This window comes from Bacillus sp. AFS017336 (assembly GCF_002555445.1).
Lineage (GTDB): Bacteria > Bacillota > Bacilli > Bacillales > Bacillaceae_G > Gottfriedia.
On the sequence record NZ_NUCO01000133.1, the window covers coordinates 1 to 12,822 of the forward strand.

Consider the following 12,822-nt stretch of genomic DNA (forward strand, 5'->3'; position numbering starts at 1 on the left):
TACTGCTTGCAAAAAACAATATATTGAATATTTAATAACAACATCACTATTGATGTTGTTATATATGAAATACATGTGATTGTTATATATGACAACATATATAACAATCATGTATGACGTTTAATCTGTAGCGTTGATAATGACGTATATTGATTAATTAACAACAACATCACTATTAAAATTGTTATATATGACATTGTATATGATAATGATAGTTAATATATTTACTTTATATTTAATGTTGATATTAAATTATATGTATATTAAAACATATATCATAAATTCGAATTTAACATATAGATTATACTTCTTTTATTTAATAACATTTTAATGTTATTCCACTAGTTTGAATGTTAATTCTTATTAAAATGAAGGTTTTATCAAAAAATGTACAGAACTATATATACCTTTAATTGATAATTCTTACTATTGTTAGGGTGGTTATTCTATATAGGAATTAGCAAAAAATTAGTGCATTAAATATGTGTATTCATCAGTAAATCATACTTGATTATTTGAAATTACATCAAAACACAATCTACATTTATGGCATTAATGATATTTTGACATATATATCAATGTATACAATAAAAAATAAATATAAGTATATGATAATGATATTAGTAACAATATTATCGATGTAAGTAGTTTTAAAACTTTAGAATTGCTTACCCTGTCACTAATCAGTATGGTTTATAAGAGTTTAGTGCATTTGAAATAAAGACATGATGTTTTATATAAATTTGTTCCGACTAAAGGCAATTTAATGAAAGAAGGATTTCAAACAAAATTGGTTATTTATGTTTTCGTTGGCTTTGAATTTGTGAAGAGTTGCACTTAAACTAAACCAGCTAATACTATGTCAATATTTTTCAATAAACATTTTTTTAGCACATGATATACTAAAAATGCGCATGCCAAATAGCCTTCCATTACCTTATTGGAAGGATTTGTTATTACTTCGTAATTTTGGTATTTAGTTTAAATCAAGGAAATAGTTCGTGGGATAAGACAATTGTCTTAAAACAAGATAAATTTGTTCGTAAAGTGAATGGGACAACGTTAAAATAACAAAAAAATAGTACATAAAAAGTAAAGCATTAAACAAGCAATATGAGATAGGGATGTACTTTTTATTGGATAAAAATTTCTTTATGCATGTAAAAATAATAAAACGTTGTACAACTAACGCATTGCATTAGTTGTACAACAAAAAGAGGGTGATCTTAGGATCTTCCTTTTTTTGTTAGATGGCAGAACAGTTAAATAAGAAGTAGGGGTTTCTGAATAAAAATAGAATAAATGATTAAAAGTAGATCAAGAAAGTAAGGGGTACTTTTTATGAAGATTCTATATATATAAATACTTCATTTAGTGTGTTTGATTGGAATTGATATTTAGCTTTACCGAATTGGAACAATATTGGAAAAGGTTGCATTTTACTTATATCAACTAACTTTTAAATAAGATTAAGTAATTAGCATTCTATTTTATTTCGCAATTAACGAATGCGGTAAGAACAAAATTACGGGTCGCATGTAGTAAAAAGAGTCTACTTAATTTCGTTAAGATTAAGGCATAAATAATAGAAGAATTTCGATAGTTTGAATCAGATTTTAGGGTAATTAATACGTGTATTTACTTATTTTCTGTAAGTTTTACATATTTTCAATGCATAAAGTAAATGATATGGGGTAGATAAGAAAGTAACGATATTTGATTTAATATTAATGAGTTTTGAGTCATTTTTACTACAATTACTAATTGTTTATGAATAAAACAAGTCTGCGTATAAAACGTTATTTAGCATGTTTTATTTCCTTGTTTGCTCCATCTTTGTATATTGATTTTATCTCATTTCATCAAGGGTTAATCTATACAAAGCTAGTATTTCATATAGCAGTAACAAGAGGTGGCGTTCCTTTTCCATCGTTAATTGAAGTACTAATAATGGGAATTTCGATCGAGGTGTTAAGAGAAGCCGGTCTTCGATTACCAAAACCAATCGGACAATCAGTAGGAATTGTTGGAGAATTAATTATTGGAGAAGCAGCTGTTGAGGAAGGAATTGTTAGTACAAACATGGTTATAGTTGTTGCAGTAACGGCAATTTCTTCATTCACACTTCCACAATATAATGTAGGAATTGCTCTTCGAATGCTTCGCTTTATATCAATGACTTTTGCGAGAGTGTATATGGCTTATATGGAGTAGTTTTATTTTTCTTATTACTTTGTAGCCACGTAGTAAAACTTAAAAGCTTTGGTGTGCCATATTTAAGCCCTTCAGTCCCAAAAAGATTTAGTGACTGGAAGGACTTTATTATAAGGGCTCCACTATTTATGATGAAAAATCGACCTAAGAGTATACAAGCGAAAAAAATGCGACGTATGAAATACCATCAGAAAGGAGGAAAGACTTCAAAATGAATTCTAAGCCTATTGATCAAGTCTCTACCGCTCAATCCGTAATGCTTATGGTAAATTTAATTTTAGGTGCAGGTATCTTAATATTACCAAGAACAATTACAGATAAAGTTAAAACACCAGACGGTTGGATTTCAGTTACCATTTCAGGTTTGTTAATTATGTTATTAGTATTTTTTCTAGCAAAGTTATGTAAACAATATCCTAATGAAACGTACTATCAATTTATTCAAAAAATAATTGGGAAATGGTTAGGGATCGCACTCGGTTTAATCATTATTCTATATTATATAGCCCTTTCAGCTTTCGAAGTTCGTGCAATGGCAGAAACAACAAGATTGTTTTTACTTCAAGATACACCTCCATGGGCAATTTTAATTCCTTTCCTATGGATTGGTTTATATTTAGTACTAGGTGGAATCAATTCGATTGCAAGAATGTTAGAAATCATTTTTCCAATTACAGTATTATTTTTTCTATTAGTTATCTTTTTAGGAATAGGAATTATTGATTTAGATAACCTACGTCCAGTTCTAGGTAATGGGGTTAAGCCTGTCCTAAATGGACTCAAAACAACATCTCTTTCTTTTTCAGGATTTGAAGCAATTTTATTTATTTTTATGTTTATAAAAGATAAAAATAAAGTCTCAAAAATAATTATTTTTGGCATTGGAATTCCTTTTGTTTTTTATACGATTACTGTTGTTGCAGTAATTGGTGCATTTTCTATAGATGGTGTATTATTACAAACTTGGCCAGTACTAACTTATATTCGAAGCTACGATATACAAGGTCTTATTGTAGAAAGATTTGATTCCTTACTTTTAGTTATTTGGATTATGCAAATTTTTGCTACATTTATTATCGCATTCTATATTTGTTCACTTGGAATGGCTCAAGTTTTTAACAAAAAAAGTATGAATTCTTTTCTTTTTGGAACGCTACCATTTATTTACATTATTGCAATGATTCCAAAAGATATAAATGAAACTTTACTAATGGCTGACGCGATTGGTAATACTGCATTTTATTTATTTGGTATTGTCCCTCTTCTCCTTCTCGTGATTTCGACAGTGAGGAAAAAATTAAATGCGAAAATGTAGATTTAAACGAACTTATATTTGTGCAGTTTTTAATATTATCTTTTTACTTTTAGTATCAGGATGCTGGAGCAGTAGGACAATTGAAGATTTAAACATCATAGTAGGCTCTGCATTAGATCGCGATGTAGATGGTAAAATTAAATCAACTCTTCAGTATGCTGTTCCTGAGGCAATGACGACAAATTCTGGTGGAGTTAATCCTTCAAAACCATATATTAATGTAGTCGGTGAAGGAATATCCTTAGAACCTTCTGGGTGGGAAACAACATTAAGTAGAGAAGGATACATCTTTGGTTCACATCAAAAAACTGTTGTCATAAGTGAAGAACTTGCTAGAACTGAAAAATTGCGTGAACTGACTGATCTGTATTTTCGAGATATCGATATAAGAGGTAGCACTTTAATTTTTATAGCGAAGGGCATAGCAAGTCAAGCACTAGAAACGAAAGAGGCTAATACTTTACCAGCAATGCGACTGGCTGAAATTGCAAATGGATCGTTAACTTCTGAGATTGTCAGTAAAACTCCATTAATAAAAATGGGGGGCTTAATGAACTCTGGTTCGAGCTTTCTACTTCAATTAATAGAGGCTACTGATAAAGGTGCTAAATTTTCTGGTGGGGCAATTTTCAACGGTAAAAAAAATAAAATGATTGGCACTATAGATACAGGAGAAGTAGAAGGGATCAACTGGATTACTGCTCAAGGTAAAGGCGGAGCTGTAAAAGGATATATAAAAAAATCTGATGGACCGATATGGTACCAAATCGAATCAATAAAAAGTAAAATTACACCACATATAAAAGGTGACAAGGTTTCATTTGATGTAAAGATTGAGTCGGAAGGTAGAATAGCAGAATATTGGAATCCTAAATTAAGACCATTATTCAATGAAAAAAATGTTACAAGAGTTGAAAAAAACACTGCGAAAGTAGTAAAAGTTATGATGGAAAACGTTACTAAAAGGCTCCAAAATGAATTCAAAACAGATGTTGCAGGATTTGGAAACGCAGTTAGAATACAAGAACCTAAAAAATGGAATAAACTGAAAAATAACTGGGACGAATTATTTAGTAAGGCAAAAATAAAATATGATGTAAAAATTACAATTAGAGATTATGGTATGATTGGAAAGAAAAAAAACAAATAAAAATAAAGCTTGAATCCTAAAAAAAGATTTAAGCTTTATTTTTTTAGTCTCTGTTAAAGTAAAATGTTGATATTTAATATTTGAAAAAGGATTGTCTAAAAAATGAAACCTCTTGAGTATAATCGGGTATTTATTACCAAAACTATAAAAGTTTTAAACTTATTTTATTTCTAATAAGAAAAGGTGAGTTTATGAATATTGATAATTTTATAAAGTAGATTTTCGGGTAATGATTTTACGAACAACTTTTAGTTTTTTAGTTTTGTTAGTATTAGCCCCAATTCTTTGGAAAAAACAATTGAGTCAATTAACATTTTTTAACTATATTACAAGGATAACTATTGGCTCTATTGCTGCTGATATCGCAGGTGAAACAGAAACTCCTTTTTTTAATGGGTTAATTTCCATGGTTTGGTGGTCTTTACTGACTATTATAGTGGGCTATTTAGGAATACGATCTTCAAAAGTTAGAATATTAACTGATGATGAACCATCAATAGTAATTAAAGAAGGAAAGATATTAGAAAACGCTTTACGTAAGCTTCGATTAAATATTGATGATATAAGTATGATGCTCAGAAAGCAAGGAGTATTTTCAATGAATGAGGTTTCATATGCGGTGTTAGATAAGTATCCTAAAAAAAGTTGATCAACAACCAGCCACTAAGCTTGATGTAAAAGCCTTAATGAAAAAAACAAATTATTTACCTTCTGAAATAATTTCTGATGGTAAGATTGTTTATAAAAATTTAAAAGAATTGAATAAAACTGAAGAATGGGTTATTAAGAAGTTAAAGCAGAAAGGTATAAGTAAAATTGAGGAAGTATTCTACGCAGAAATACTGTACGATGGGTCATTATATGTTAATTTAAAAGATAATCTATTAAAGGAATAATCCAATTGCGGTTGGAAATTTTGTTATGTACAAATGTATTCAAATTGAATTTTTCACACATAAAGTTAGAATCCATTATAAACTTTCATTAACTTTTAATACGTTATAGATATTGATCTAATTGTAGTCCAAATACTTGTTGTGATGGAAACTCCAATTACTGTAAATATAGAAAAAAGAATTCTAATATCATTTAAAAAGAATATTCCACCAGTAATAATCGCAGTATCAATAATTAAGATAACAATTCCAAAATTTATAGAGAATGTTTTAGAAATAAAGAAAGCAATAAGATCAATCCCCCCTGGACATGTATCTTCTCGCAACATTAGTCCAATACCAGATCCAATAATCAGTCCACCTAGGAAAGCACTAAATATGATAGGTAAACGAACAGCGTTTTCAAGTGGAATAAACAAGTCAATCATTACTGAGGTGAAAATTAAGCCAATCACGCTGTTGATAAAGTATAAGCGATTTTTGAAAAAAGTAAATAAATAGATAGGTATATTTAAACCAAAAACGATAACACCTAATTTAATTCCCCATATGTAATTTACTATTAGGCTTATCCCTAGAATTCCACCATTTAATAAATGGAGGGGGACAATAAAAGCATTAATTCCAATTCCAATCAGTAAACTTCCTATTAAAATTTTTACGATTTTATGTTTCATGATTTTCACCTTCTTTTTTTACATTTCTATGAATTAAACAAGTTATTTATACTTATCCATTTTTAATGTTTAAGCTTGCTGAGCACTTTTTAAGGTATGGTAGCACTAACTAATTTTCTTAGAACTTGTAGTAATTAAATAGAAAACACCTTTAATTCTCTCTTTTTTCTGTACATAAATTTAATTACAATTGGAAAATATTATTCTAACTGTAAGAAAGACTATGTAATTATTTCAAAATAAATTTGAACTTAGGTTTACTTGAATAGAAATATTATTACTCTCAAAGTAGGAGGAGCCTGTCACTGATGGATGGGTATGTCCAGCTTGATAGGCTTTTTGTATAAAAAAATAAGATTATCAAGGTGATAATATTGTTATTATATATAATTTTTGGGTTTATTTTACCTTGGCTAATAGGCGTAATTCTTTTGAAAAAGATAACTAAAATTATGATTCTATTTTTGCCAACCAGCATAGCAACTGCATTTTTAATAAATACATGGGGATTCAATTATTTTTGGAAGTTAAAGTTTTCATATAATGAGTTATCATTGTCTGCTATTCCATTTGATTTAGGACTCTACCCAATATTAGGATGTGTATTTATTAGCAGTATTTATTATAAGAAACTTAATGTTTTTTCAGCAATTTTAATATTTTCTACTGTAACAACACTAATTGAGTTCTGGGCATTAAAAGAGGGACAAGTTATATATAGGAATGGTTGGACTATTTATTGGACTTCCTCCGGTATTGTTTTTTAAGTTGTTATAAGATCAATAAAAATAAGCATTATGCTGAACTTTCAAGCACATATAGTCTAAAAGGATTTGTAGTTCTTTTAGAAGAAAAAATTAATATAAATATTATGAACGAACTATAATATGATTTTATTCAAACCCTAGCGCTATTAGCATAACCTAGTAAAATCTGCAAATGGCTCGTTCCTTCAAAAGGTATTAATAAATTGATTTTTTCTGAATAAATTATGCAAATTAATGAACTTTTTTGTTTTAATGGGTTCTTTGAGAATCCAATTAATTCAAAGGAGGTTTAAAATGATGGATATAAACGAAATATGTAGTAAGTTTGGGGAAATCGCTGGTGGCAAACATCATTTAGAAAATGGCACTTGTTCTGTTACATTTCATAGGAATATCAATGTATCAATATTAGGAAAACTTACAAAATCAGCTCATACAATCGGTGCTTCAATCTCTTTTCAAAGTTTAGATGAAAAAGGATATTCCCTCAATCTAGGAGAATTTGCTTTAATTGATGAGGAAGTTTATCCATTTACTAAATCATTACAAGATCAAGGGATTTTAGTTAGTGCGTTGCATAATCATTGGCTGTTTATTAAACCCAATATTATGTATGCTCATTTTATGTCAGTTGAAAACCCTTTAGAATTTGCAAGGAAAGTAAGAATTGCTTTTAATCATCTTGTCCGTTAGTCAAATAAAAGGGCTTTTAAGTACTCTAAAAGCCCTTTTATTAACTTTTACATAAATTTTCCTCCTTTAGGAAAATTTATTTCTAAATTCAAAAATGGAGGATGGTNNCCATTTCAAAGTGATCTGACCCGGACCTTAAGTAAAGATATAAATGAAAATATTAAACGAATCAAATCAGATTTAGGTGATAGTTTTGATCTTATAATCAGACAGGAAACGATTGGAAGAGATACGGATCAGTCTTACGCAATTATTCATATTGACGGAATATCTAATGAAGAAGTTATAAATGATGGTACTTTTGAGAAAATTATTTGCTTAAATTTAAATAAGTTGCGTTTGAATGCTAAAATTTCGTTATTGGATTTGGAAAATGGATTAAAAGGTATAATTTCAGTTTCAAGCTTGAAATCATTATCTAGTTATACCAACCTTCTTACAGCCCTCCTACTAGGAGATACTATTATATTATTGATTCAAGACTGCAATTTTTTAGTTGCTTGTACAAAAATGGTTCAATCGAGAGAGATAACTGAGCCTTCGACACAAACCATTATAAGAGGTCCAAAAGACAGTTTTACTGAGAGTTTTAGGACAAACACGTCCCTAATTCGTAATCGAGTTCAGCATACTGCCCTTCGTTTAGAAACATTTAAAGTAGGTGAAGTTACGAGGACTGATGTAGAAATTATGTATATACATGGTGTTGTAGATCAGGTACTCTTAAAAGAAGTAAAGAAAAGAATTAATTCAATTAAAATTGATGCTGTTATTGATTCAAGTTACATAGAGAAATATATCCATAATGATCAACTAACTTTTTTCCCCAACTTCAATATTTACTGAACGACCTGATGCTGCTGTTGGTAATTTATTACAAGTCGAATAATTATTCTTATTGCTGGAAGTCCATTTGTAATGATAGTACCAGCACCTTTTTTACCAATTTTTTCAATCTCCTGAAGATTATTATCAAAGTACATATGTATCGACATTTATAAGAGTACTTCGATATTTTTGCTTTTTAAAAGCTATGTTTGTACCAGGAATTTATGTTGCAGTTACTTCATTTCATCAGGGAGTTATTCCTACGGTTTTATTAGTAAATTTTGCTGCACAGCGTGAAGGAGTGCCATTACCTGTAATTGTAGAAGTAATAGTAATGGAAATAGTATTTGAGTTATTACGAGAAGCTGGTGTTCGAATGCCAAGATTAATTGGACAAACACTTTCAATAGTCGGTGCTTTAATATTTGGACAAGCAGCCATTCAAGCTGGTTTTATATCAAATTCCATGATCATTATTGTTGCTGTTACTGCAATAGCTAGCTTCGCTATACCATACTACAAAATGTCGATTGTGGCGAGAATTTTTCGATATGCGATATTATTGGCTGGAGCATATGTTGGCTTGTTAGGCGTTTCATTTGTGAGCATGATAATCTTTATCCATTTATGCAGTCTTCGTTCGTTTAGTGAACCATACTTTGCTCCTTTTGCTACATTTCGGTTCAAAAGCCAAAGAGATACTATTTTAGTTCTGCCTCCAGGAGGAAATCCTAATCCTGTTAAATAACAAAGTAATGGTGAATAAATAGGTAAAACAAGAAAAAAAGAAACACCATAGCTTAATATAAATAGGTGCTTCTTTTTATTATATTTTAATCTTCAGTGAAGGTTAATATAACGCTTTATTAATATGATTTGTTTGGTCACCTATATCTACTATACTATTACAGGCTTTTTTTGCTGTAATTAGCTCTCGGATACAGAAATGAAGTAAGTCTAACCATCAAAAAACAGAAGATTATGGAAGCATTGTGGACTGTTGATTCAAATATTAAAGCTGATGATTTCTTTAATATGCAATTATATTGAAAATAATCCTATTTTGGGCAACATTTTACCTTTCATTATGGCAAGAAAGGTAAGCCTCTCCGGAGTCAGAGACCTTGGCACGTAACACATTGATTGATACGGCAACTCGGGAGACTGGGAGGGGGTGGAGTTCGATTTACCGTAAGGTAAAAAGACTTCTTTCTACTCGACTATTTTGAAAAGAAGTATTTAATTATACAATCTATTGTGATTTCTTTTCTCTACTTAATCCACGAACAATCTGCTTCAGGGGATATATATATTGATAAATGATAAGTAAAGCTCAATAAGGGTATGCTTTCTTTCTCATTCCAACGTCGTTAATTTGTACATCGACAGTGACTTTGAAGTTTGCTTTTTGAAATATTTTATTCCAATCTTTTTCATATTTCTTGAAATCTTTTGGATTTGCAAGATGTAATTTTTCACCAAAACCGAAAATATCTCCACCTATTTTTTGTGTTTGTAATAACCCATCAAGAATCATTGACTTCACAATTTTTTCACTTGATTTTGCGTATTTATCAAGTGTTTTAGCTTTATCGAAATCATCATTACATAATACTTCATCAATATGACCAATTGCATTTACTTTTACATGAATATGTGGAATATCTTTTTTAATTTGAATTATGGTTTTCGTTTTTACACGAGTTAATTCCATTGAGTCATATTTATCTTTTTCACATGGTATTTGAATATTTGTTTCTTTAATTAAATTATCTACAAATTGAACAGCTCTTGCAGGTGGACCATCTAGCCATCCACTAAGTTTGCCATTTTTAAACACTGCCAATCCATTAATTGCTCCATACGCTGATTTTACTGTTTCAGTATTAGCTAACGTGCCTGCTTCAGGTGTTTCTTGCACTAGAGTTACTCCATCAATAGTAGGCTCTCTTCCTTTACTAGATACTGCAGAAATTACTTCGCGTATTAGAGTTTCATGATTTTCTCCTAATAAGCTAGAAGTATTTTTTATCTTACCAGTAAGTGATTTGGCAGGAATCTTGTCAAGTGGTGGTAAACTTTTTAATATGTCATAAACACTAGCTTTTCTTGCAAGTATAACTGGGATATTTACACGTATTTTTGAATCTCTTTCAAATACATCGAACAAAAAATCTACCGATTCTTCTTTTGCTAATGTTTCACCTATAACTATAAGGCTTACATGGGAATAAATATTAATACGTGAGTTGCTTTTTGACAATTTCCGAGCAGCCTCTGAAATTGTTCTTCCTTTTTCAACTAAAGCTATCACTGGAAGACCTTGTGAACTAGTTTGTGTTGCAATTGCACTTGGATTAATTATTTGAAAGACCACTGAATACTGCTTTTCTTTTGGTAAATAATCTATACCCATTGCAACTACAATGGACACAGAATTTAACTCTTTATAGTTTGAACATCCTCCAAATAATAAACATAATAAAACAATTAAACTGAAAAATTTTTTCCTCATAAAGTACTACCACAACTTTACATTTTTTTGATTAGTATTTCTTAATTAATTTAATTTCATGTATTAATACTGAATAACTTTTAAAAGTGTTAAGTCTACTCATTATCGGTAATAAAAAAAGATTGTTCTGTTGAATCATAATAAGATCCTATAGAACAATCTTTTTATTGCCTTATACCTACAATCCAAAGAATTCCAACTATTAAACAACCCATCCCAAAACCCAAATGAGCTAGTTTTCTTTTTTCATTGATTTCATTTAAATACTCTCGCGCATTTTGTCACCTCTAAAGTTATATTCCCCTTAAAAAGATAAAATTATTCTTTATTTTGAACTACATTTCCAGATGAATATCGTATGCAAATCTAGTTTACATAAAGCTTCTTAACGGAAGTTGAAAAAAAGCCAATCCCTTGTTGATGTGCCCCTTAAAAGTTAGACGCGCAAACTAACTTTTAAGGGGTGTTTTTATGGCTAAATTTTCATCAGATGAAAAAATAAACATGATTTTAAGATACTTAGAAGGTAATGAAAGTATTAAGAAAATTGCTAAAGAGGTTCGAGTTAATGTTTCTATTTTAAGTGGTTGGATTAGACTTTATGAACAAAACGGCTTAGAGGCATTTTTCAAACCCTATACAAATTATTCTGCGGAGTTTAAACTAAATGTACTTAATTATATGAACGAAACGGGTACATCTTCGTACGAAGCAGCTGCGATTTTCAATATTTCTTCACCTGGTATGATACGAAACTGGAGAAGTGCATTTGGAACTGGAGGATTTGATGCCCTACCATTAAATCGAAAGAGTCAGATCAAGGGTGGCACTATCAGATGAACAGTTATCAACATAAACTAAAAGAACACGGTATTATCCAAAGTATGTCCCGTAAGGGACATTGTTTAGATAACGCAGTCATGGAGAATTTCTTTGGCTTATTAAAATCTGAACTACTTTACCTACAAGAATTTGAGAGTATGGAGCATTTTGAAACAGAATTAGCAGATTATATACATTACTATAATCACAAAAGAATGAAGGCGAAATTAAAAGACTTGAGTCCAGTTGAATACCGAACTCAAGTCTTAGAAGCTGCCTAATCCTATTTGTCTAACTTTATTGGGTCAGATCATGTGGCAAGGGATTGGCTTTTTGTTTTTTTTCTCACGATATACAGCCTTTTATATATCGTTGATCTACAAGTTTCATTGGGGTGGTCTTGTACATCTAGTATAACCTTTTTTTGTATAAAATCCTGCATATAAACTTCGTGTTCCCACATTTATATTGTTTTATAAACTGGATTTTGCTTTGGAAAAGAAACAAATTTATTTCAAAGTGATGGAACATTTCATAGTACTTATGAAGAAACAGAATCTATTTCAATATACGGTATTCAGCTACATCTTTTTATTTGTTTAGGTGTACCTTTTCGATATTGTTTATGTATTTTTTTATGTAATTATATACGTGCACTTTTCTGTTTGTTCGTATGCATCATGGTAGATATTTTTGGGGATATAAACAAATAGGAAGGGGGTTTTTTCCATAAACTATTACAGACACCTTAATATATATATTATATACGAATGCCATTAAACTCGAACTAATCTTGCTCTTGGTGCTAGAGTTTGCTTAGGAAAAGAAATGAATTGATGTCGGAGTGATGGTCTATTTCATAGAACTTTAGAAGAATCAAGGGAATAATTTCGTGTGTGGTAAAGTTAATCACTAGAAATTCTTAAACTATCCTGAAAATTACTA

At 30.0% G+C, this 12,822-nt stretch carries 11 protein-coding genes and 3 pseudogenes; 11 read left to right on the forward strand and 3 right to left on the reverse strand.

The window, feature by feature from the left end; genetic code table 11:
• Window positions 1-1,779: 1,779 nt before the first annotated feature.
• The 5 genes and pseudogenes from CN601_RS22455 to CN601_RS28405 all read left to right on the forward strand — a co-directional run.
• Window positions 1,780-2,429 (forward strand): annotated as a pseudogene (locus CN601_RS22455) (spore germination protein); the annotation flags it as partial.
• Complete coding sequence (locus CN601_RS22460) at window positions 2,426-3,529, forward strand: GerAB/ArcD/ProY family transporter (RefSeq protein ID WP_098121717.1); 1,104 nt, start codon at window positions 2,426-2,428, stop codon at window positions 3,527-3,529. The pseudogene CN601_RS22455 and the gene CN601_RS22460, both read left to right, overlap by 4 nt.
• Window positions 3,516-4,679: a Ger(x)C family spore germination protein gene (locus CN601_RS22465; protein WP_098121718.1), complete on the forward strand. Its 1,164-nt coding sequence runs from the start codon at window positions 3,516-3,518 to the stop codon at window positions 4,677-4,679. The genes CN601_RS22460 and CN601_RS22465 overlap by 14 nt, the downstream gene beginning before the upstream one ends.
• A 229-nt stretch (window positions 4,680-4,908) precedes the next feature.
• Window positions 4,909-5,328 (forward strand): DUF421 domain-containing protein, encoded by a 420-nt coding sequence (locus CN601_RS28400; RefSeq protein ID WP_483861204.1) that lies wholly within the window; start codon window positions 4,909-4,911, stop codon window positions 5,326-5,328.
• Between the two features lie 37 nt (window positions 5,329-5,365).
• Complete coding sequence (locus tag CN601_RS28405; protein ID WP_483861205.1) at window positions 5,366-5,575, forward strand: YetF domain-containing protein; 210 nt, start codon at window positions 5,366-5,368, stop codon at window positions 5,573-5,575.
• Between the two features lie 95 nt (window positions 5,576-5,670).
• Here CN601_RS28405 and CN601_RS22475 read toward each other — a convergent pair whose 3' ends face one another.
• Entirely contained in the window at window positions 5,671-6,252 is a 582-nt protein-coding gene (locus tag CN601_RS22475; protein ID WP_098121719.1) for a YitT family protein, read from the reverse strand.
• A 374-nt stretch (window positions 6,253-6,626) separates the two neighbouring features.
• On the opposite strand from CN601_RS22475, the gene CN601_RS22480 reads away from it, so the two are divergent.
• The 3 genes from CN601_RS22480 (at window position 6,627) to CN601_RS22490 (ending at window position 8,558) form a co-directional block, all read left to right on the forward strand.
• The gene (locus tag CN601_RS22480; protein ID WP_098121720.1) at window positions 6,627-7,019 is read left to right on the forward strand and encodes a CBO0543 family protein; all 393 of its coding nucleotides are present in this window, start codon (window positions 6,627-6,629) and stop codon (window positions 7,017-7,019) included.
• A 294-nt stretch (window positions 7,020-7,313) separates the two neighbouring features.
• Complete coding sequence (locus CN601_RS22485) at window positions 7,314-7,712, forward strand: DUF1259 domain-containing protein (protein WP_098121721.1); 399 nt, start codon at window positions 7,314-7,316, stop codon at window positions 7,710-7,712.
• A gap of 168 nt (window positions 7,713-7,880) precedes the next feature.
• On the forward strand, window positions 7,881-8,558 hold the full coding sequence (locus CN601_RS22490) for a spore germination protein (protein ID WP_257131789.1): 678 nt from the start codon (window positions 7,881-7,883) through the stop codon (window positions 8,556-8,558).
• Here the strand turns inward: CN601_RS22490 and CN601_RS27100 are convergent.
• Window positions 8,552-8,707, reverse strand: a complete 156-nt coding sequence (locus CN601_RS27100) for a hypothetical protein (RefSeq protein ID WP_179865659.1) — start codon at window positions 8,705-8,707, stop codon at window positions 8,552-8,554. The genes CN601_RS22490 and CN601_RS27100 overlap by 7 nt on opposite strands.
• Between CN601_RS27100 and CN601_RS22495 the strand changes: the two are divergent.
• Window positions 8,707-9,288: pseudogene (locus CN601_RS22495) on the forward strand (spore germination protein); the annotation flags it as partial. The gene CN601_RS27100 and the pseudogene CN601_RS22495 overlap by 1 nt on opposite strands.
• 585 nt (window positions 9,289-9,873) lie before the next feature.
• Here the strand turns inward: CN601_RS22495 and CN601_RS22500 are convergent.
• Window positions 9,874-11,055, reverse strand: a complete 1,182-nt coding sequence (locus CN601_RS22500) for a Ger(x)C family spore germination protein (protein ID WP_098120690.1) — start codon at window positions 11,053-11,055, stop codon at window positions 9,874-9,876.
• A 471-nt stretch (window positions 11,056-11,526) separates the two neighbouring features.
• Between CN601_RS22500 and CN601_RS28210 the strand changes: the two genes are divergently transcribed.
• Window positions 11,527-11,895, forward strand: a complete 369-nt coding sequence (locus CN601_RS28210) for a helix-turn-helix domain-containing protein (protein WP_373605045.1) — start codon at window positions 11,527-11,529, stop codon at window positions 11,893-11,895.
• Window positions 11,868-12,158 (forward strand): annotated as a pseudogene (locus CN601_RS28215) (IS3 family transposase); the annotation flags it as partial. The gene CN601_RS28210 and the pseudogene CN601_RS28215, both read left to right, overlap by 28 nt.
• Between the last annotated feature and the right edge of the window lie 664 nt (window positions 12,159-12,822).

What these genes read in the sequence shown, in the direction of transcription:
- CN601_RS22460 (WP_098121717.1), top strand. Translation starts at nt 2,426, where the DNA reads ATGAATTCTAAGCCTATTGATCAAGTCTCTACCGCTCAATCCGTAATG.
- CN601_RS22465 (WP_098121718.1), top strand. Translation starts at nt 3,516, where the DNA reads ATGCGAAAATGTAGATTTAAACGAACTTATATTTGTGCAGTTTTTAAT.
- CN601_RS28400 (WP_483861204.1), top strand. Translation starts at nt 4,909, where the DNA reads ATGATTTTACGAACAACTTTTAGTTTTTTAGTTTTGTTAGTATTAGCC.
- CN601_RS28405 (WP_483861205.1), top strand. Translation starts at nt 5,366, where the DNA reads ATGAAAAAAACAAATTATTTACCTTCTGAAATAATTTCTGATGGTAAG.
- CN601_RS22475 (WP_098121719.1), bottom strand. Translation starts at nt 6,252, where the DNA reads ATGAAACATAAAATCGTAAAAATTTTAATAGGAAGTTTACTGATTGGA.
- CN601_RS22485 (WP_098121721.1), top strand. Translation starts at nt 7,314, where the DNA reads ATGATGGATATAAACGAAATATGTAGTAAGTTTGGGGAAATCGCTGGT.
- CN601_RS27100 (WP_179865659.1), bottom strand. Translation starts at nt 8,707, where the DNA reads ATGTCGATACATATGTACTTTGATAATAATCTTCAGGAGATTGAAAAA.
- CN601_RS22500 (WP_098120690.1), bottom strand. Translation starts at nt 11,055, where the DNA reads ATGAGGAAAAAATTTTTCAGTTTAATTGTTTTATTATGTTTATTATTT.
- CN601_RS28210 (WP_373605045.1), top strand. Translation starts at nt 11,527, where the DNA reads ATGGCTAAATTTTCATCAGATGAAAAAATAAACATGATTTTAAGATAC.